Source organism: Metabacillus rhizolycopersici, from assembly GCF_020075705.1.
In genome coordinates this window covers 33,895-54,667 of record NZ_JAIQUM010000035.1, presented here as the reverse complement: position 1 = coordinate 54,667, position 20,773 = coordinate 33,895, and the positions used below count along the sequence as shown (strand labels likewise).

The 20,773-nt window shown below is 37.8% G+C and carries 13 protein-coding genes, 8 tRNA genes and 1 pseudogene; 17 read left to right on the top strand and 5 right to left on the bottom strand.

The features are described 5' to 3' along the window. The first annotated feature begins 48 nt into the window (after positions 1-48). The 9 genes and pseudogenes from K9V48_RS15500 to K9V48_RS15460 form a co-directional block, all read left to right on the top strand. Positions 49-125 (top strand) — tRNA-Asp (locus K9V48_RS15500). A gap of 173 nt (positions 126-298) precedes the next feature. Continuing rightward, positions 299-374 (top strand) — tRNA-Phe (locus tag K9V48_RS15495). Between the two features lie 24 nt (positions 375-398). Further along, positions 399-474, top strand: a tRNA-His gene (locus K9V48_RS15490). Between the two features lie 14 nt (positions 475-488). Next, positions 489-562, top strand: a tRNA-Gly gene (locus K9V48_RS15485). A 6-nt stretch (positions 563-568) separates the two neighbouring features. Then, positions 569-645, top strand: a tRNA-Ile gene (locus tag K9V48_RS15480). A gap of 13 nt (positions 646-658) precedes the next feature. Further along, positions 659-733: transfer RNA gene (locus tag K9V48_RS15475), tRNA-Asn, on the top strand. A 3-nt stretch (positions 734-736) separates the two neighbouring features. Then, positions 737-827: transfer RNA gene (locus tag K9V48_RS15470), tRNA-Ser, on the top strand. 22 nt (positions 828-849) lie between these two features. Continuing rightward, positions 850-921, top strand: a tRNA-Glu gene (locus K9V48_RS15465). A 143-nt stretch (positions 922-1,064) separates the two neighbouring features. Next, positions 1,065-1,850, top strand: a pseudogene (locus K9V48_RS15460) (aldehyde dehydrogenase family protein); the annotation flags it as partial. A gap of 51 nt (positions 1,851-1,901) precedes the next feature. On the opposite strand, the gene K9V48_RS15455 reads toward K9V48_RS15460, so the two are convergent. The 3 genes from K9V48_RS15455 to K9V48_RS15445 form a co-directional block, all read right to left on the bottom strand. Next, positions 1,902-4,055, bottom strand: a complete 2,154-nt coding sequence (locus K9V48_RS15455; RefSeq protein ID WP_224139938.1) for a carbohydrate-binding domain-containing protein — start codon at positions 4,053-4,055, stop codon at positions 1,902-1,904. 78 nt (positions 4,056-4,133) lie between these two features. Beyond that, complete coding sequence (locus K9V48_RS15450; protein WP_224139937.1) at positions 4,134-4,820, bottom strand: DUF4956 domain-containing protein; 687 nt, start codon at positions 4,818-4,820, stop codon at positions 4,134-4,136. A 27-nt stretch (positions 4,821-4,847) separates the two neighbouring features. Then, positions 4,848-5,549 (bottom strand): polyphosphate polymerase domain-containing protein, encoded by a 702-nt coding sequence (locus K9V48_RS15445; protein ID WP_224139936.1) that lies wholly within the window; start codon positions 5,547-5,549, stop codon positions 4,848-4,850. 704 nt (positions 5,550-6,253) lie between these two features. Between K9V48_RS15445 and glgB the strand changes: the two genes are divergently transcribed. From glgB to K9V48_RS15420, 5 genes are all read left to right on the top strand, one after another. Continuing rightward, a complete protein-coding gene (gene glgB / locus K9V48_RS15440) occupies positions 6,254-8,176 on the top strand; it encodes a 1,4-alpha-glucan branching enzyme (protein ID WP_224139935.1) in 1,923 nt (640 codons plus the stop codon). Beyond that, the gene (locus K9V48_RS15435) at positions 8,133-9,299 is read left to right on the top strand and encodes a glucose-1-phosphate adenylyltransferase (protein ID WP_224139934.1); all 1,167 of its coding nucleotides are present in this window, start codon (positions 8,133-8,135) and stop codon (positions 9,297-9,299) included. Before glgB ends, K9V48_RS15435 begins: the two co-directional genes overlap by 44 nt. 209 nt (positions 9,300-9,508) lie before the next feature. Next, on the top strand, positions 9,509-10,525 hold the full coding sequence (locus K9V48_RS15430) for a GlgC family sugar phosphate nucleotidyltransferase (RefSeq protein ID WP_308012586.1): 1,017 nt from the start codon (positions 9,509-9,511) through the stop codon (positions 10,523-10,525). Next, entirely contained in the window at positions 10,522-12,006 is a 1,485-nt protein-coding gene (gene glgA / locus K9V48_RS15425; protein ID WP_224139932.1) for a glycogen synthase GlgA, read from the top strand. Before K9V48_RS15430 ends, glgA begins: the two co-directional genes overlap by 4 nt. Continuing rightward, on the top strand, positions 11,958-14,363 hold the full coding sequence (locus tag K9V48_RS15420) for a glycogen/starch/alpha-glucan phosphorylase (RefSeq protein ID WP_224139931.1): 2,406 nt from the start codon (positions 11,958-11,960) through the stop codon (positions 14,361-14,363). Before glgA ends, K9V48_RS15420 begins: the two co-directional genes overlap by 49 nt. 255 nt (positions 14,364-14,618) lie before the next feature. Here the strand turns inward: K9V48_RS15420 and K9V48_RS15415 are convergent, their stop codons facing one another. Together K9V48_RS15415 and K9V48_RS15410 are read right to left on the bottom strand one after the other, a co-directional pair. Then, positions 14,619-15,413 carry a TIGR00266 family protein gene (locus K9V48_RS15415; protein WP_224139930.1) on the bottom strand — a complete coding sequence of 265 codons (795 nt, stop codon included), beginning with the start codon at positions 15,411-15,413 and terminating at the stop codon, positions 14,619-14,621. A gap of 218 nt (positions 15,414-15,631) precedes the next feature. Next, a complete protein-coding gene (locus tag K9V48_RS15410) occupies positions 15,632-16,390 on the bottom strand; it encodes a yteA family sporulation protein (protein ID WP_224139929.1) in 759 nt (252 codons plus the stop codon). A 424-nt stretch (positions 16,391-16,814) separates the two neighbouring features. Here K9V48_RS15410 and K9V48_RS15405 point away from each other — a divergent pair, with 424 nt between their 5' ends. From K9V48_RS15405 to menH, 3 genes are read left to right on the top strand one after another with little or no spacing between them, the layout of a single operon-like run. Next, positions 16,815-18,221 (top strand): isochorismate synthase, encoded by a 1,407-nt coding sequence (locus K9V48_RS15405; RefSeq protein ID WP_224139928.1) that lies wholly within the window; start codon positions 16,815-16,817, stop codon positions 18,219-18,221. Then, entirely contained in the window at positions 18,208-19,959 is a 1,752-nt protein-coding gene (gene menD / locus K9V48_RS15400) for a 2-succinyl-5-enolpyruvyl-6-hydroxy-3-cyclohexene-1-carboxylic-acid synthase (RefSeq protein WP_224139927.1), read from the top strand. Before K9V48_RS15405 ends, menD begins: the two co-directional genes overlap by 14 nt. Next, complete coding sequence (menH, locus tag K9V48_RS15395; RefSeq protein WP_224139926.1) at positions 19,956-20,762, top strand: 2-succinyl-6-hydroxy-2,4-cyclohexadiene-1-carboxylate synthase; 807 nt, start codon at positions 19,956-19,958, stop codon at positions 20,760-20,762. Before menD ends, menH begins: the two co-directional genes overlap by 4 nt. Positions 20,763-20,773: the final 11 nt, after the last annotated feature.

The following is a 20,773-nucleotide window of genomic DNA, read 5'->3' as shown; positions in this document are numbered from 1 at the left end:
TCATAACCCGAAGGTCGCAGGTTCAAATCCTGTCCCCGCAACCAAAATGGTCCGGTAGTTCAGTTGGTTAGAATGCCTGCCTGTCACGCAGGAGGTCGCGGGTTCGAGTCCCGTCCGGACCGCCATTCTTTATAAAACATAATCTATAATATTCTTGTCTCAAGTAAAAGGATTTCGATAAGCGAAAAGGTCGAGGAAGCGACTGAACGAACACCGGAGCGTATGTTAATACGTGAGGATGTGAGTGAAGGAGCTGACGAAGAGATTTGAAGCTTAGTGGAAGCCGAAAACTATTTATGGCTCAGTAGCTCAGTTGGTAGAGCAATGGACTGAAAATCCATGTGTCGGCGGTTCGATTCCGTCCTGAGCCACCATTTTCTTTTAAATGACATAATGTGGCGATTGTGGCGAAGTGGTTAACGCATCGGATTGTGGTTCCGACATTCGTGGGTTCGATTCCCATCAGTCGCCCCATTTATATTATCTTTGCGGGTGTAGTTTAGTGGTAAAACCTCAGCCTTCCAAGCTGATGATGAGGGTTCGATTCCCTTCACCCGCTCCAAAAAATGGGCCTATAGCTCAGCTGGTTAGAGCGCACGCCTGATAAGCGTGAGGTCGATGGTTCGAGTCCATTTAGGCCCACCATTTTAAACATTATTCCGCAGTAGCTCAGTGGTAGAGCTATCGGCTGTTAACCGATCGGTCGTAGGTTCGAGTCCTACCTGCGGAGCCATATGGGGAAGTACTCAAGAGGCTGAAGAGGCGCCCCTGCTAAGGGTGTAGGTCGCGTAAGCGGCGCGAGGGTTCAAATCCCTCCTTCTCCGCCATATAATAATTTAGTTGAATATTGGCCCGTTGGTCAAGCGGTTAAGACACCGCCCTTTCACGGCGGTAACACGGGTTCGAATCCCGTACGGGTCATCAAAAAGCATTGCATACTTGCAATGCTTTTTTGTAATATCAGAATTTATAAGTCTAGGCTTCGAGAATTGTCCAGCTCCAGTGCCTAGCCCCTCGAGGTCATAAGCCTGAGGCTGATTAAGGCGTCGGAGATTATTTAGTTGACGAGCAACATTACATTCACTGGTTCTCGTGAGGTTGATACACACATTTTTGAACGTATGGCAAAGGTTCAAAAAGGACAAATGCACTTAAAGCGTGTCATTGCTGAAATGAGTGGAAAAGATACTGTTGATGTTGATAAGGACTGTGATCTTGAGCTTGCTGCTCAATCCATCTTCGCTTCGGTATTTGGCCTCGCCGGGTAAAAATGTTCTGCTGGCTCTCGGGCCGTCGTTCACGAGGATGTATATGATCAAGTTCCTCAGCGTGTTGTAGAAATAACTGAACAGAAAATAAGAGGCAATCCTGAACATACTAACACGTATAGGTGTCCTGTGATTGATCAAGCTTCATTATGGACTATACGAATTGGAGAGGAAGAAGGACACTTAGTGAGTGGTGGGAAGGGTGATGATTCAAAGGGATATTTTATTGAACCAACCATCTTTGCTGATCTAGATCCAAACTCACGACTCATGCAGGAAGAAATTTTCAGCCCTGTTGTTGCGTCTGCGAAGGCGAGGAACTTCGATGAGGATCTCAACATTGCCTACAATGCTGAATATGGATTAACAGGGGCTGTTATTACAACTAACAGACAGCATATTGAACGTGCAAAGCAAGAATTTCATGTAGGAAACCTATATTTTAATCGAAATTGTACAGGAGCAATTGTTGGCTACCATCCATTCTACGGATTTAAAATGTCTGGTACAGATTCAAAGGCCGGCGGTCCAGATTATTTAGCTCTTCATATGCAAGCAAAAACAATTAGTGAAATGCCTTAACCATATTAAATAGTGGGGATTTTAGAAATCCCCACTAATTGTCATTTTATGTTATTCATTACCTTGTCCTGTATCAGTTTGTATACTTTGGTCATTGTTTTGATCAGTGGTAAAAGGATTTCTTCCACGACCACCAAACATCCCATTTGCTTGACCATCTGTTTCACCGGATTCGTCTAAGTATGTCATTACATTTGATAATGTATAATCTACAGATAATGAACCCTTCTTATATTCTGCTGATTCATACAAACCATCTGTATTTTTTCCTGTTAAGACACCACCAGAGTTGAGAGTATACGATTGTTCACTTTGAAGGTCTGGTGTGCTAATTAAAATGGTTTGGAATTGTTTTTCTGGAGCAATCGCAAAGACTTGTTTACCATTGCTATCTTCGACATAAACGGCTGTTCCTGATTCTTGGAATTCAGGGAATGTCATCACCATGGCTTTTTGTGTTGAATCCTCTGAGACGCCTTGTACCATACCACTACTACCAGATGCAACTAAAATACCACCTTCAATAATGAAGGATTCATTGTAATCAAGAGATCCATTTCCAGATGATGTTGGTCCATATACAAGTACGGTTCCACCCGTCATTTTTATTGAAGTGTTTGAATCTAGTCCGTCTCCATTTGCATTGACTAATAAGTAGCCACCTTCGATAAATAATTGACCGTCTTCAGTAGTTGTCTCTTCTTCAGTAGTTGTCTCTTCATCAGCTGTTGCTGTTTTTTCAGAAGTTCCTGAAGCATTCTTACCCATTCCCGGCATTTCAAAGTCACTACTACCGCCATTGATATTGACTCCATCATCCTCTGCTTGAAGATGGATGTTGCCATCAGCAATTGTTACATTAATCCCTTCAATTCCTTCTAAGCTTTTTTGGATATCGATGGTTCCACCGTTAATTGCTACATCTGCACCTCCATGAATTCCATCGTCACCAGTCGAAATCGTTATTTTCCCACTAGAAATTGAAAGATTTTGATCACTATGAAGCGCATCTTCAAGAGAGTCGATGGTAAATGTTCCGCCAGCAATAGTGAGTTCTGTCCCTGCCTTAATTCCTTTTGTACTGATCGTATTTTCAGACTCCGTTTCCTCGGATGTTTCCGCTGGCATGCTCGGTGGTTCACCTGTCATTCCTTCGGGTGGTTCTTCTCCTCTTGGCATTACAGGTATTTCCTCTGCGCTACCTTCAGGCGCTGTAACGTCATTTTGCGTTTGTGGTGTGTTTTCTGCTTCAGTTGTTGTCTCATTAGCACCAGCCCTGTTTGTCATTTTATCTCCCGGACGACCAAAGGCACCAACAAATTCCTCCGTGCTCTCGATCGTTTCTGGACTACCACCTCCAGCTACAATAGAATAATCACCGTCGACTACAGTAACAGTCTTCTCAGCTTGAATGCCATCAGCCTTTGCTTGAATGGATAAAGAGCCGCTTTCCAACATGATATTTCCCTTTGAATCATCCTCATCATTGGAAGCTTTCACTCCATCACCAGTTGCTTTTATTGAAACTGTAGCTTCCTTTAATGCGAATAAATCCCGCCCGACGATCCCATCATCAACTGATGTGACTTTGATCTTTCCGCCAGTAATTTTTAAGTCATCTCGACTCGAAATCCCATCTTGGAAATTTCCGGATATAGCTAATGCACCTGTACCGTTGATCGTTAAATCGTCTTTACTAAAGATGGCGGCTTCTGGCTCATCTGTTTCTCCGTCTGCATAAACATATTCTGTCGCATCAGAAAGGGTATTTTCAGTATTTTCTTCTAAAGAAAGAACTGTTTTATCCGCTTGTTTTATATAAATGGGTGCACTTGTTGAAGAGTGAATTGTTGCACCATTTAAAACAATTCGAACTGTGCCGGCATCTTCTGCATCGACAATAATTTGTCCATTCTTTAAAGCTCCGTCAATAACATATGTTCCAGTAGTTCGAATAAAGATTTGTTTATTTTCTACAATGACACCTTCATTTTCATCTACCGTTGCCGTTGTTTTATTTAAATGAATAAATGTTACATTTTCGTCCTGCCAATCTGTATACATATCATCATGATCATAAGTTACTAATTTACTTGCAAGGTCAGTAGGTTCCGTACTACTTGATCCTGTTTCGCTACTGCAACCACTGATGATAAATGCTATACCAAACAATAGTGGCAAGAGTCGATTACGTCTTTTCCTCATTATATTTATCATCCCTTTGTTCATTCTATTAATTTGACATGAAAGTAGATCTGAAATCTCAGATCTACTTTCGTTCCTTTATGCAGTGAAGTTTCCATCGTAGCTTAACATAACAGCTGAATACACACCTTGAAGGTTTGAGATCTCTGAGGCAATTTGTGTATCATTTTCTTTTACACGAATTTCATAAGTAACTTCAACTTCTGAATCTTGGATAATCGATTTTGATTTTAAAGCAAATTTTTTCGTTTTATCCTTCATAATCCGTTCAATTTCTTCGCCGATCATGTTATTTTCTAATTTCACTACCAATAGATATGGGTTTTCCACTTTAATTTTGTTTGCGAATAAAATAATGACAAGGCCGATAAGGACAGACCCGATAATGGCTAATAATATAAAGCCTGCTCCACTTAAAATACCGGCAATGACTGACCAGAATAAGAAAACTAAATCCATCGGGTCTTTTATTGGCGTACGAAAACGAACGATGGATAGAGCTCCGACCATACCAAGTGATAATAATACGTTTTGACTAATACCCATAATGACTAAGGCTGTTGCCATTGTCATTATAATTAATGATATATTAAATGAATGGGAATAAATAACACCATTAAATGTTTTCTTATACACCGCATAAATGATTAACCCCACTAGGAATGCTACTCCTAGTCCAAGTAGTGAATCAATTACTGAAAATGAAATATTTGTTTCTAAAAAGCTTGATTTAAAAATATCTGAAAAATTAGTTGTTGTATCCATTTTTTTCTCTCCTACTACTTATGTTTTTTATCCATACATCCGACTTAATTGATATTTAGAATACGCCTCTTGTCTTGTGTCTGACAAATGAAGTAAATGTTTAATGACATCTGGCAAGTATTCATCATATTTAACCTCTAAGATGACTAAATTTGGTTCTAATACGTCTACCATTGGTAGATGTTTATTGAACATATCTGTATTTTGTAGGCTTGTTTGCACCTTTAAATCGAAAGTGACACGAACGTTGCCATAAGGGTACATCAATGCTTCCCGTTCATAATCAACCACTGTTTTAGGCTTGATTTGGTAATAGTGCATCTCAAAAAATAAATCTCGTAACAGTGCTCTTTCGTCTTCTTCCATCCAAAGAATGTCACCAATCCGCATTTTTTCAAACTCTTCACGTGTGATCCTGCATTTCGATTTGAATGTTAAGTTATTTCGCTTACTTTTTCGTTCTAGATTAATGACACCATCGCTTTTTCCATAAATACGAACACGGTATTTATCCCGATTTAAGTACCCTTCTTTTTTCTCGTTCAAAATTTTATTATCAAAATTATCGAAATAGGTTGAACGAATAAAGTATTTTCCATTCGTTCCAGCGTTTGAATCTCTTTTCATAAAGTGAAGAAGCTTACTACGTAACACGAGATATTCAGCAATTGAAATCGCATGCTTCAGCTCTTTACGACCTGCTGGATTAAATGAGGTCAGAATTGGCATTTTCTTTTTTCCTCCTTTTCATAATGAAATTGCCTATGATAAGAAATGTATTGGCTTTTGTTTATCTCGAACAATTGCTAGTTTAAATGCTGAATGTGTCAGCTAGATGTCAAGTAAAGTTTTTGTAAAAAATATTGAGATTTTTAACAGAACTAGTGGGGATATGACTGCTAGTTTCGAGGTGGATAATAAATGTAAGGAAGCAGAAACTACTATAAGGGAATGCCTTTTTATCAAAGCCATCATGCGGCATAAAATTAATATTCTAACTTGATCATTAAAAGTGAATAAACGGAGTTATATTGTCCTTAAATTCTTCCTCCTGCAAATAATCAGAGAAATTCCTTCTTTTTTTAAAAAAAAGCTTTCAACAAAAACCTACAAAAAGTCGAATAATATATTTTTTCAGAATAATTTTGTGATTCTCTGTTCATCCACGATTCTCTTATTTTATGCGGTTTCCATTCTATAGATAATGTTATCGTATTTTAAATAATTGATAAAAATATTCAGTGTTTAATAGGCTTTTTGTTCACTATTTATAAAATTCTTCCTTTTTCCTTTGTTTTAAAAGAATAATATTTTAAATGATAGGTCTTGATATTGTAGATTACTGTCGCATGTTGGTAGCGGTTTCAATGAAGGGATTTAAATATAAATCTTGAATGTTAACTACAGAGATAATTAAAGAAAGGGTGACTTTTGTGACTCTAGTATGTCCAACAGACTATGATATTCATTTATTCCATGAAGGACAGTCTTTTGAAAGCTATGGATTTTTAGGCGCGCATGTTCAGGAACAAGATGGTGTAGTTGGAACCAATTTCTGTGTATGGGCACCACATGCAAAAAAGGTAAATGTAGTTGGTGATTTTAACGAATGGAATGGATTACATCATCAGATGGAAAGGTTAAACGATGAGGGGATTTGGAATCTATTTATTCCTCAATTAGCTGCAGGTGAGGTGTACAAATACGAAATCATTAAACAAGATGGACACTCAGTACTGAAAGCTGACCCTTATGCATTTTTTTCAGAGGTCAGACCGAATACAGCATCAATTATCCATGACATATCTGGATATAAGTGGAACGATCAAAAATGGAAGAGGAAAAAGCGACTAAAGCAACCATATGATCGTCCAATGTCAATTTATGAGGTTCATTTAGTATCTTGGAAACTAAATGAAGATGGTGAGTTATTTAGCTATAAAGAGTTAGCCGAACAACTAATACCATATGTTATAGAGCATGGATTTACACATATTGAGCTGCTTCCTATCATTGAACATCCGTATGACCGTTCTTGGGGATATCAAGGAACGGGCTATTTTTCTGCAACAAGTCGTTTTGGTACACCTCAAGAACTGATGGGATTTATTGATGCATGTCATCAGGAAAATATCGGTGTCATCCTTGATTGGGTACCAGGTCATTTTTGTAAGGACGCCCATGGGCTTTACATGTTTGATGGTGAGCCAACATATGAATATAACAATTATAAAGATCGTGAAAATTTAGAGTGGGGAACTGCGAACTTTGACCTTGGTAAACCAGAAGTCCAAAGCTTTCTCATCTCAAATGCAATTTTCTGGATTGAACATTTTCATGTAGATGGTTTTCGAGTAGATGCTGTTGCAAATATGATCTACTGGCCGAATTCAGATGAGTTAGTAGAAAATCCTTATGCAGTTAGCTTTTTAAAGAAGCTGAATGAAGCTGTTTTTGCAAAAGATCCCGATATACTTATGATTGCTGAAGATTCAACTGATTGGCCGATGGTAACTGCTCCTACCTCGTCAGGTGGACTTGGCTTTAACTACAAGTGGAATATGGGTTGGATGAACGACATCCTTACCTATATGGAGACTCCTCCAGAACATAGGAACGCACTCCACCATAAAGTAACATTCTCCCTTATCTATGCTTTTTCTGAAAATTTCATTTTGCCTTTTTCTCACGATGAAGTTGTTCATGGTAAAAAGTCTCTAGTTAATAAAATGCCCGGTGATTATTGGCAGAAGTTTGCCCAATTACGGTTACTTTACGGATATATGATTGCCCATCCTGGCAAGAAGCTGTTATTTATGGGGGGGGAGTTTGGACAGTTTGATGAATGGAAGGATTTAGAGCAGCTTGATTGGATGCTAGAAGACTATGAGATGCATAACAAAATGCGCCATTATTTTAAAGCATTAATGGAAGTCTATCAAAAGCAGAAACCGTTATATGAATTAGATCATGTAGAGGAAGGCTTTGAATGGATCGATGTTAACAATACCGATCAAAGCATCTTTTCGTTTATTCGTAAGGGCAGCAAGGAAAATGAGCTTCTCGTTATTATTTGTAATTTTAAACCGGTTGTATATCATGACTACAAAGTGGGAGTACCGATCGATACAGAGTATGTAGAGATTTTAAATAGCGATGCAACAGAATTTGGTGGTTCTAATCAAATCAATAAAAAGAATCTAAAGGCAATAGAAGGTGAATATCATAGTAGACCATATCATCTGTCTATGACGATACCACCATATGGAACTGTCATGTTACGAGCAGTAAAAAAAAGAGGGGAGAATAAAAATGGGAAGAAAAAAGTGCGTCGCAATGTTATTAGCAGGGGGTAAGGGAAGCAGATTAAGTTCCCTTACTAAAAATTTAGCAAAACCAGCAGTTCCATTTGGAGGCAAGTATCGAATTATTGATTTTACATTGAGTAATTGCACGAATTCGGGTATTGATACTGTAGGAGTTCTTACCCAATATCAACCCCTTGTCTTAAATTCATATATTGGAATAGGGAGTGTATGGGATTTAGATCGTAAGAATGGTGGGGTAACGGTTCTCCCTCCATTTACGGAGTCTTCTGAGATGAAATGGTATAAGGGAACAGCAAGTGCTATTTATCAAAATATTAATTACATTAAACAATATGATCCAGAATATGTACTAGTCTTATCAGGTGATCATATTTATAAAATGGATTATTCCGAAATGCTAGACTACCATATCGAAAAAAATGCAGATGCTTCCATATCAGTTGTTGAAGTCCCTTGGGATGAAGCAAGTCGTTTTGGAATTATGAATACGAATGAAAAGATGCAGGTGATTGAGTTTGATGAAAAACCTGCAAAACCGAAAAATAATTTAGCTTCCATGGGTATTTATATTTTTAAATGGTCGATTTTAAAAGAATATTTAGAAATGGACGAACGCAATGCCTATTCAAGTCATGACTTTGGAAAAGACATTCTTCCTTTATTGCTTGATGAAAAGCGAAATGTTGTTGCATACCCATTCAAAGGTTATTGGAAGGACGTTGGTACGGTTAAAAGTCTTTGGGAAGCGAATATGGATTTACTAAATGATGAGTCGCAATTGAATCTATACGATAGAGATTGGAAGATTTACACTGTTAATTCAAATCATCCTCCTCAGTTTATTGCAGATGATGCTGAGGTTACAGACTCATTAGTGAATGATGGTTGTGTGATTATGGGGAGAGTGAATCACTCTGTATTATTCCAAGGTGTAACGGTGGGACTGAACTCTGTTATAAAAAATTCTGTCTTAATGCCAGATGCCATAATAGGAGAAAATGTCCATATCGAGAATGCAATTGTCCCAAGTGGAATTGAAATTCCAAATGGAACAATTATTTGCCCAGATAAAAATGCAGATGAAGTTCTCCTTGTAACAGAAGAGGTTATTGAGGAAATCGCAGCACTTATTGATAGCAATATAAAGTAATTCCCTTGTGGATAAATGGCAAGAAGCTTCAAATAAGCTAATAAAGTAAGGGGAAAATAGTAAGAGTGCTAGCATGTTTTAGCGATTGTTGAATCGTAGAATCACTTTTTCTACGATTTTCATCTTCAGTTGAACATCGTTATCGTCAAAGTATGATTGTGCTTTTTACTGTTTTTCCATAAAAGGAGAGATATGAATTGAATCAGAGAATGCTAGGTATTATTGATGCAACAGCTTATAAATCGGAAATTGAAGATTTAACACTACATCGTTCATTGGCAGCTATTCCCTTTGCTAGTCGCTACCGTGTAATCGATTTTGTCCTTTCAAATATGGTGAATTCGGAGATTGAAAGTGTAGCTATTTTTCCTAAATATCAATATCGGTCATTAATGGACCATCTTGGTTCAGGGAAACAATGGGACTTAAATCGAAAAAAAGATGGGTTGTTTTTTTTCCCGTCTCCTCACTTGCATAATGAGTACGATGAGTTTGGGTCATTCCGTCAGTTTTCAGACCATATGGATTACTTCTTAAGAAGTACACAAGAATATGCGGTGATTACGAATAGCCATACTGTTTGTAATATTGATTATAAACAAGTATTACAATCACATTTAAAAAATGGTTGTGATATTACGGAAGTAACAAAGGATGGAAAGTCCTTGCAAATGTATATCATGTCTACAAAACTATTAGTTGACCTTATTCAAACGAAAGAGCAATCAGGTTATCAGACGTTAACTGATGTAATCATACAAAAACGAAACCATGTTACGATTTGTGAGTATTCGTTCACTGGTTATGTAGCAATCATCGATTCGATGAGTAGTTATTATAAGCACAGTATGGATATGCTGAATCCATCGATCTGGAATGGAATTTTTCTTAAAGACAGACCAATTTTAACGAAGGCAAAAGATGAACCACCGACTAAATATGGAAAAGATGCGGTTGTGAAGAATTCCTTAATTGCAAATGGTTGTAAGATTGAAGGTTATGTTGAGAATAGTATTATTTTCAGAGGGGTTCATATAGGAAAAGATACAGTGATTAAAAATAGTGTCATTATGCAAAAATCACAAATTGGAGATCAGTGTGTACTAGAAAATGTAATAGCTGATAAGGATGTAAAGGTATTAAATTCCTCCAAAATAAATGGTACTGAATCAATGCCATCTATTTTAAGAAAAAGAACAATTCAAGGAGAGCTGATGAACTCGTGAAGGTATTATTTGCTGTTTCAGAATGTGTGCCGTTCGTGAAATCAGGTGGTTTAGCTGATGTAGCGGGCGCATTACCGAAAGAACTAAATAGATTAGGAAATGATGTTCGCGTTATTCTACCAAAATACAGTTTAATAGCAGAAAAATTCAGAGATAAGATGGTAAAAGTAGATGAAATTACAGTATCTGTCGGTTGGAGACAGCAGTATTGTGGCATTGAAACACTCAAATATGAAGGGATCACATATTATTTTCTCGATCATGAATATTATTTCTATCGCGACTCCTTATACGGTCATTATGATGATGGCGAGCGATTTTCATTTTTTTGCAGAGGTGTATTAGATGCATTAAAGGCTATCGACTTTCAGCCAGATATCATCCATTCACATGATTGGCATGCAGGAATGATCAATTTCTTACTGAAAGAGGAATACGCACAAGATGATTATTATAAACAGATGAAGACCGTTTTTACGATTCACAATCTTCAATTTCAAGGGATCTTCCCATACGATATTTTACATGATCTCTTGAATATTGATGTGGAGGATTTCTGGAAGGTCGAATTCCATGGCCATGTGAATTTTATGAAAGCGGCAATTGTTGCTTCTGATTCGATCACAACTGTTAGTCCTACATATAAGGATGAAATTCAAACAGCCTATTATGGAGAAAGGTTAGATGGTCTCCTACGGGCGAGAGAATCATCCCTTGTTGGAATCGTAAACGGAATCGATGATACATTATATAACCCAGCAACAGATAAGGAAATTGAAGAGCCATTTACTGTTAAAACACTCAGTAAGAAAGCAAAAAATAAAGCGGCTCTACAGTCTGCTTTTGGGCTACCTGTCGAGGAAGATATCCCATTGATTTCTATGGTCACAAGATTAACGAAGCAAAAGGGATTTGACTTAGTCAAGCGTGTTCTTGATGAAGCGTTAAGTAAAGAGATTCAAATGATTGTTCTTGGAACTGGTGAAAAGGAATTTGAGGATTACTTTAAACATATGGAATGGCTTTACCCAAATAAATTTAAAGCTTACATAGGATTTGATGAGACGTTGGCGCATCGCATCTATGCAGGTTCAGACATGTTCTTAATGCCTTCAAAGTTTGAACCATGTGGCTTGGGCCAACTGATTGCATTAAGATACGGGACAATCCCAATCGTTAGGGAAACGGGTGGGTTGAACGATACTGTCTCTTCTTATCGTGAAGATACCGAAGAAGGGAATGGATTTTCATTCCAGAACTTTAATGCACATGACATGTTACATACGATTTATCGTGCAATTGAATTTTATCAACAGAAGGATGTTTGGCAAGATCTTGTTGGAAACGCGATGCAACAAGATTATAGTTGGGCGCAATCCGCTTTGAAATATAATCAGTTATATGCTGATTTGGTGACTAGGAGTGAAAAGCCATGTTCTCCAATAAAGAGCGATTTAAGAAAGGCTATCTTAAAAAACTAGAAAGTTTGTGTGGAAAAGGAATTGAGGAATCGACAATTCGTGACCAATACCATACGTTAGGGAATATGGTAAGGGAATATATTAGCACGAAATGGATTGAAACGAATGAACTTTACAGGTCAGAAAACAAAAAGCAAGTATATTATTTATCAATTGAATTTTTGCTAGGCCGCTTGCTTGGTCAGAATTTGCTCAATTTAGAAATAAAAGAGGTAGTTGAGGAAGGGTTACATGATCTTGGTATTTCATTAAGTGAAATCGAAGAATGTGAATCAGACCCAGCATTAGGTAATGGCGGACTTGGCCGTCTTGCTGCTTGCTTTATAGATTCACTTGCAACGTTAAACTTACCAGGACATGGATATGGAATTCGCTATAAACATGGGCTGTTTGATCAAAAGATTGTTGATGGGTATCAAGTAGAACTTCCTGAGCAATGGCTTAGACATGGGAATGTTTGGGAGGTTCGAAAGCCGGAGGAAGCTATAAAAGTATTTTTTTGGGGAAGAGTGGAAACGAGCTATGATAACAATGCACTCTCCTTTAAGCATGTAGGGGCACAGAAAGTGTTGGCTGTTCCTTATGATATGCCTGTAATAGGATATCAAGTAGATACGGTTAATACACTAAGACTTTGGAATGCAGAACCATCTTCTCTCGGACCGAACCAGGATACCTTATCCTATAAACGTGAAATAGAAGCAATTACAGACTATCTATATCCGGACGATACACATGATGAAGGAAAAATATTGCGGTTAAAGCAACAGTATTTTCTTGTATCATCAAGCATACAAAGTATTATTGCTTCGTTTAAAAAGGAAAATCAAAACCTAAGAGAGCTTCATCATTCGGTTGCGATTCATATTAACGATACACATCCAGCTATGGCGGTACCAGAGTTGATGAGAATACTAATGGATATTGAAGGTTTGACATGGGACGAAGCATGGGAAGTTACAACAAATACGTTGTCTTATACAAATCATACAATCTTATCCGAAGCATTGGAAAAATGGCCTATTTATTTATTTCAACCACTTTTACCAAGAATCTATATGATTATTGAAGAGATTAACGAGCGCTTTTGTGCAGAGTTGTGGGACCATTATCCTGGAGAGTGGGAACGCATTGAACATATGGCTATTATTGCACATGGATTAGTCAAGATGGCTCACCTTGCGATTGTTGGGAGCAATAGTATTAATGGCGTGGCAAAAATTCATTCCGACATCTTAAAAAATCGCGAAATGAAATCTTTTTATGACATTTATCCATGGAAGTTTAATAATAAGACGAATGGTATAACCCACCGTCGTTGGTTATTAAAAGCAAATCCAGAGTTAACCTCATTAATCACAGAGGTAATTGGTGATGAATGGAAAAGACAGCCAGAGAAATTGCTTGATTTGAAGAGACATATTTATCACCCTGAATTAAAAGAGCGCTTCGCTGCAGTCAAAAGAAAAAGAAAAGAGATTCTTGCGAAGGAAATTGCTGATAAAAATGGAATCATCGTCGATATTGATTCAATTTTTGATGTTCAAGTAAAAAGGTTACATGCATACAAACGGCAATTATTAAATGTTTTACACATTATGTATTTATACAATCGAATTAAAGAGGACGCTAATTATTCGATCCAACCCCGTACGTTTATTTTCGGGGCAAAAGCATCACCAACTTATTATTATGCGAAAAAGGTCATTAAACTAATTCATTCTTTAGCAGATAAAGTAAATAATGATCCAAGGGTTTCTCAAGTTATTAAGGTTATTTTTATGGGGAATTACCGTGTTTCCCTTGCAGAAGATATTTTTCCAGCAGCAGATGTAAGCGAACAAATCTCGACTGCAAGTAAAGAGGCGTCAGGAACAGGGAACATGAAATTTATGATGAATGGTGCTTTAACCGTCGGAACTTTAGATGGTGCAAATATAGAAATTATGGAAGAGGTAGGTAGGGAGAATATCTTTACATTTGGACTAACAGCTGGGGAGGTTCAAAGATACGAGGAAAACGGTCGTTATCGTTCGATGGAATATTATCATCACGATTTAAGAATACGTCAGGTTGTGGATCAATTAACGAACGGCTTCTTCTCAGAAGATGAAGGTGAATTTGAATCGATTGCAGATTCACTTCTCGTTCAAAATGATCAGTACTTCCTTCTCCGCGATTTTGCATCATATATTGATGTGCAGGAAAGGGTTGGAAATGCCTATCAAAATCGCGATAAATGGCTTGAGCAAGCATTAATCAACATTTCACATTCCGGTTACTTTTCAAGCGACAGAACGATTCAGCAGTATGCCGATGAAATATGGAAGATTGGACCAGTTGGGATAAGAATATAAGGCGTGACTTAATTAAACTAAACGCTATTCTGTATATAAGGGATACCCAATAAAGTTAATAAAATGGTGCTGACCCAATTTTGGAGTCAGCACCATTTTTTCGTTTAAGAAACTATAAAATTCTTGTACTGTGGATAAGCGCATGACATCCAGCGCAAGCGTCCTAGCCGCTCTTGAATTGAAGGTAAAAAACACCTTCTATTCAAGAGCGGCTTATTTGCCCGAGGCTGATTAAGGCGCTTACGCTTTTGTTCTTTAACGATCACCGTCTAATAATCTACCTAATCCACCAAGTATGCTACCTTCTCCACGCCCTTCTCCACCAGCAGAGGGAGCACTTGCGATGACACGATCTGCTAAACGGCTAAATGGCAGCGATTGAATCCAAACTGAACCAGGTCCACGAACTGTTGCAAAGAATAAGCCCTCGCCACCGAAAAATGCTGTTTTAACTTTTCCAACAAATTCGATATCATAATCTACTTCTTTACTTAAAGCGACAAGACATCCAGTATCAATGCGCAGTTTTTCACCTGGCTGAAGGTCTTTTCTAATAATTGTTCCACCTGCATGTAAGAAAGCTAAGCCGTCGCCCTCTAGTTTTTGCATGATAAATCCTTCGCCACCAAAAAATCCAGTACCGAGTTTTCTTTGGAAGTCAATGCCGACCGAAACACCTTTTGCTGCACATAAAAAGGCATCTTTTTGACAAATGACCTTACCCCCTTGTTCACTTAAATCAACAGGTATAATTTTACCAGGATATGGAGCAGCAAAGGAAACTTGCTTTTTACCAACTCCTTTATTTGTGAAAACAGTCATAAATAAGCTTTCACCTGTAAGTACTCGTTTACCGGCACCAACTAGCTTTCCTAAAAAGCCCTTTTGATTGTTGTCTCCATCACCGAAGATTGTTTCCATATCAATGCCATCTTCCATCATCATCATGCCACCAGCTTCGGCAACAACACTTTCATTTGGATCTAATTCAATTTCAACAAACTGCATATCGTCTCCATGCAAGACATAATCAATTTCATGTGCGTTCAACAGGACCCCTCCAAATTATGTAGATTAAAGTAGTGATATAAAAAACTTTTTAATGTACTACTTCTATAATACAGCGTAATGACAGCATATAGAAGTTTATTTGTGAGGTGAGACGGTAATGAATTATTTCTTCAGGTCCAGCAATTCCGATAGTACTTTCTAAACGAATCAGCATACAAATCAAAAACTCCCTCATAATCAGGGAGTCCTTAAAAAAATCAATCATTATCTTCTGTATAAGGATCCTTTTCATATCCAGGTAAATCACCAAAGATTGTCATCAATCCTTCTTCGTCGAGCATGTCTTCATATTTCTGATGCTGATTTGATGGGTACACCTTGATTTCTTTCCCTTCAATGTCAGTACCTATAAAGTTTTCATAATCCTCAACATAGCCAATGGGATCGCTTGAATCCATAAAAACATCATTGTAATTTTCTTGAGGATTAGCAAAATCTGATGGTGTTTCAGATGAACCGAAATTGTTAACAATTTGATAAGCATCTTCTGCATCAAAACCGACATTTTCAGCCCGGTCATCATCATAATCGAATTTTCCGAAAGGTGGCATCAGTACCTCTTCTTCAACAGGTCGATTATGAGAGACATGCTGTTCAGGTGAATGCTCTTTACACGTAGTAGCCGTAGGGAGTGCATCAAGTCGATCAAGTGGAATATCAACCCCGCACACCTCACATTTACCATAGGTTCCATTATCAATTGCTTGGAGAGCATGATCAATATCTGTTAGTTCTTCTCTTGTATGTTCATTTAGGGCGACATCTTTTTCACGCTCATATAATTCAGTCGCTTCATCGCCTGGATGATTGTCATAACTAGATAGCTCACCAACTGATTCATGGGGATGTCCAATCTCTAAACCGAAATGTCCATTCATTTCAAACCGTTGTTCAATATCTTCCTTCATTTTTGTTAGCTGTGAACGGAAGGTCTCTTTTTGATGTGAATCTAGCATACCATCCACGCTCCTTACTGTAATATCTCGCTTCAAAACCCACTAAAAATCATAACGTGGGGCATCCATCGGTAGAAATCTTCTGATGGAAGTGTCACAATAATATTCACTACCTATTATGAGCAGATTTAATGAAATCATGATTGTAAAATATTACACAGAAAACATGATTTCGATGATGCATTCAATTTTTTTATTAAGTGGAAAAGGACGGGGTTTCAAATTTTTTCACCAATTTTTCTTCTTATTGCCAATTATGCCTTTAAAATGCTACATCGTTTAAGGATGTTTTCATTTTAATCTTGTACTATAAGAGATATAATAGGTGTATAATAAGATATTAGTGATTAAATCCATACTATTTATACACCACAAACGGTAGGTGTATCTTAATAAAGCAATATTCGGTTTCGGGGGGATAAACTTGATTACAACTTTGGATGAAACAATTAGAGAAAATATAGAGCATGCATTGGAAGAGGCAAAGCAAACGAATCAATCAGTGATCGTTAGCCGCATTAAAGAAGTGGATGCACTTGACCCCCTCCATTTCTTTGCTTCTGGTGAAGAATTATCTTTAGGAGAACGCTTTTTTTGGTCTACTCCAAAAGCTGATTTTACGATGGTTGGAATAGGAAAAGAACTCATACTAGAAAATAATCAACACACTTCTGAACGTTTCCAGCAAATTGAAAACGAATGGAAACGCTTCAATAAAAAACTGATTTCTACTTTCAAACAGGTTGGCACGGGCCCCATTTTATTTGGTGGTTTTTCCTTTGATCCAATGAAGGAAAACTCTGAACTTTGGGCGGGTTTTTCTGAAGCAAAGTTTGTGATGCCAACGCTCATGTTAACGATTATTAATGGGAAATCATATATGACAATTAATAAATTAATCACACCTTTTGACCAATTAGATACGTGTCTTCAACATTTTGAGCAATTTGTTGAAATGAAACCTAATTATCAATTGGATTGTGAAAAAGGTAACGAATTCGCTTCAATTGAATTAAAAACATCTGAGTGGATAGAGGCTGTGGAAAAAGCAACGTCTGATATTCGTGCAAAAGAAATTGATAAGGTCGTATTAGCGCGTGAAGTTCGATTGGAATTTTCAAACACGATTAATCCTTATCAGGTGGTAGGTCGCCTTCAAAGAGAACAACCAACAAGCTTTATTTTTGGTTTCGAAAATGGTCGACAGTACTTTATTGGTGCAACCCCAGAAAGATTAGTAAAGAAAGAAGAAAATCATGTTCTTTCAACCTGTCTCGCGGGATCAATAAAAAGTGGGAAGGACAATGATGAAGATCAACAGCTAGGCGATCAACTTTTACAAGATGATAAAAATTTAATTGAGCATTCTATTGTTGTAAAAATGATTAAAGAAGCATTTGATCAATTTTGCGATGAAGTAGTGTCGCCTATGGATCCAACTTTATTAAAAACAAAAAATATTCAACATCTTTACACACCTGTAAAAGGGCTTGCGCGAGAAGGTCATACCCTCTTTTCAATGGTTGAAAGACTTCACCCTACTCCAGCATTAGGTGGTTTTCCAAAGGAGAAGGCGATTGAGAAAATAAGGGAGCTTGAGCCAATGCATCGAGGCTGGTACGGGGGACCAATAGGTTGGTTAGATCATGAAGATAATGGAGAATTCGTCGTTGCGATTCGATCGGGATTAATTGAAGGAAATAAAGCTGCCTTATTCGCAGGCTGTGGTATTGTAGCAGAGTCTGAACCAGAATCGGAATACCTCGAAACGAAGATTAAATTAAAACCAATGTTGTCAGCTTTGGGAGGATTAAATAATGAACAGAACTGATTCATTTACACGGTATGTAGCAAGCTTTGTCGACGAGCTCGTTCGTTCTGGTGTTGAAAAAGTGGTCATAAGTCCCGGATCGCGCTCTACACCATTAGCTATATTAATGGCAGAGCATCCTAAGCTTACTTGTTATATTAATGTAGATGAAAGATCAGCAGGCTTTTTTGCACTTGGGATTGCCAAGGCAGGGCAAAAGCCTGTTGCCTTGCTATGTACCTCTGGGACAGCTGTGGCGAATTATTATCCTGCCGTTGTTGAGGCCCATTATGCTAGAGTACCTTTACTAGTTTTAACAGCAGATCGGCCTCATGAATTGAGGGATGTTGGTGCACCTCAAGCAATAGATCAGATTCATATGTATGGTCATTATGCAAAATGGTTTGTTGACCTTGCGATACCTGAAGAACAACCAACGATGCTACGGTATGCTCGAACAGTTGCTGCAAGGGCAGTTGGAACAGCATTAACAAGTCCAGCTGGGGTTGTCCATTTGAATTTTCCATTGAGAGAACCATTAGTACCTAACTTAAACTTAGCTAACCTGTGGAGTAAACAAGATAACCGAGATACATATGTACATATAGCAGCAACAAGTCCGGTGTTATCAGACAATCAACTGGATACAATCGTGCAACTTGCTGAAGGTGCATCAGCTGGATTAATCGTTTGCGGAGAACATCATGTACCTGGGTTCTTAGAACATGTTCAAAGACTTTCTGAGCATTTGAAGTTCCCAGTCTTAGCAGATCCGCTATCACAATTGCGCGCTGGCGATCATAATAAACAAGGCATCATTGAAAGCTATAATACTATTTTAGCCGACTCAGTGTTGGTAGAAGCTCTAAAGCCAGATGTTGTCATTCGATTTGGTGCGATGCCAGTTTCAAAACCATTGACATTATTGTTGAAAAACAATCCTGACATTATGCAAATTGTCGTTGATCAAGGTGGCGGCTTCCGAGACCCAACTTTAAACGCTGCTTATATGATCACGTGTGATGAAACAATTTTTTGCAAGCGGTTGTTAGGAAAAGTTAGCAAAAGGGAAGCCTCTCCTTATTACGACAAATGGGTTCAGTGCAATGAATTGTATCGAGGAATGGTTGACAGCTTGATGGAACAAATGACAGAGATGTTTGAAGGGAAAATTGTTCGAGAGCTTCAAAAACTTTTGCCTGATCAAAGTACATTAATCGTTGGGAATAGTATGCCAATTCGTGATGTTGATACATTTTTTAGTCAAACGACCAAAGGTATTACCATCCTCGCAAATAGGGGAGCAAGTGGAATAGATGGCGTAGTATCTACTGCACTTGGCGCTAGTGTCGATGCCCCAAAACGGACATTCCTATTAATTGGGGATTTATCTTTTTATCATGATTTAAACGGTCTTTTAGCAGCAAAAATGAACAATCTCGATTTAACAATTATTTTAATTAATAATGATGGTGGCGGTATTTTCTCATTTTTGCCACAGTCTAAAGAAGAAAAGCATTTTGAAACATTGTATGGAACGCCAATTGGTTTGGACTTTTCAAAAGTAGTTGACATGTATAATGGATTCTATGAAAAAGTCGAAAGCTGGGAAGAAATGCGTACATTGTTTCGTTCGATTGAATCACGTAAAGGTTTAAATGTCATCGAAGTACCGACGGATCGAAAGAATCGTGTCAATATTCATCGAGAAATGTTAGATTGTGTTTCCCAGGAAATAAGAAAAGTGTTGAAACAATGATCATTAGAGGTATCCATTATCACGTTGATATTTATTCAGAAGGTGAACCACTTATTTTGCTTCATGGCTTTACGGGCTCTTCTTTAAACTGGAAACATCTTTTAAAGGAGTTTTCGAACTATCAGCTCGTACTTATTGATCTTATTGGTCATGGAGGTACCGATTGTCCAGAAGACCCTTCTAGGTATAAAATGGAGGAAGTAGTAGAGGACCTGGTCTGTATTTTCGATGAATTAAAGATCGAAAAGGCAAATGTTCTCGGCTACTCAATGGGTGGAAGATTAGCTTTATCATTTGCTTGCATCTATCCGGATCGAATAAATAAATTAATAGTAGAAAGTAGTTCCCCAGGATTACAACGAGCTGATGAACGGGAAAAACGTAGACAGGCAGATGAAAAGCTTGCCGATGAAATAATCAGCGGAGGCATGGAGCGTTTTGTTGATAAATGGGAGAGTATTCCACTATTTGCAACGCAAGCTCGATTACCGTTTCAACAACGAAATGTAATTAGACAGTTAAGATTACAAAACTCATCACTTGGTTTAGCGAATAGCTTAATTGGGATGGGGACAGGGGCACAACCTGCATGGTGGGATGTACTTCCTAATTTAAACGTGCCTGTTCTTCTATTATGTGGAGAATTAGATCAGAAATTTTGTGATATAGCTAAAAGTATGGACCAGCTGTTGTCAAAATCTGTCGTAAACGAAATAAATGGTACAGGCCATGCAATACATGTGGAACAACCTCGAATTTTTGGTAAAATAGTAAATGAGTTCTTAAAATCAGATTTTAAATAAGGAGGTTTTTT

Excerpts from the sequence above, each read along its gene's own strand:
- menD (WP_224139927.1), top strand. The coding sequence starts at position 18,208 with ATGAACAGAACTGATTCATTTACACGGTATGTAGCAAGCTTTGTCGAC.
- K9V48_RS15445 (WP_224139936.1), bottom strand. The coding sequence starts at position 5,549 with ATGCCAATTCTGACCTCATTTAATCCAGCAGGTCGTAAAGAGCTGAAG.
- K9V48_RS15430 (WP_308012586.1), top strand. The coding sequence starts at position 9,509 with ATGCTAGGTATTATTGATGCAACAGCTTATAAATCGGAAATTGAAGAT.
- K9V48_RS15455 (WP_224139938.1), bottom strand. The coding sequence starts at position 4,055 with ATGAGGAAAAGACGTAATCGACTCTTGCCACTATTGTTTGGTATAGCA.
- K9V48_RS15420 (WP_224139931.1), top strand. The coding sequence starts at position 11,958 with ATGTTCTCCAATAAAGAGCGATTTAAGAAAGGCTATCTTAAAAAACTA.
- K9V48_RS15435 (WP_224139934.1), top strand. The coding sequence starts at position 8,133 with ATGGGAAGAAAAAAGTGCGTCGCAATGTTATTAGCAGGGGGTAAGGGA.
- menH (WP_224139926.1), top strand. The coding sequence starts at position 19,956 with ATGATCATTAGAGGTATCCATTATCACGTTGATATTTATTCAGAAGGT.
- K9V48_RS15450 (WP_224139937.1), bottom strand. The coding sequence starts at position 4,820 with ATGGATACAACAACTAATTTTTCAGATATTTTTAAATCAAGCTTTTTA.
- K9V48_RS15410 (WP_224139929.1), bottom strand. The coding sequence starts at position 16,390 with ATGCTAGATTCACATCAAAAAGAGACCTTCCGTTCACAGCTAACAAAA.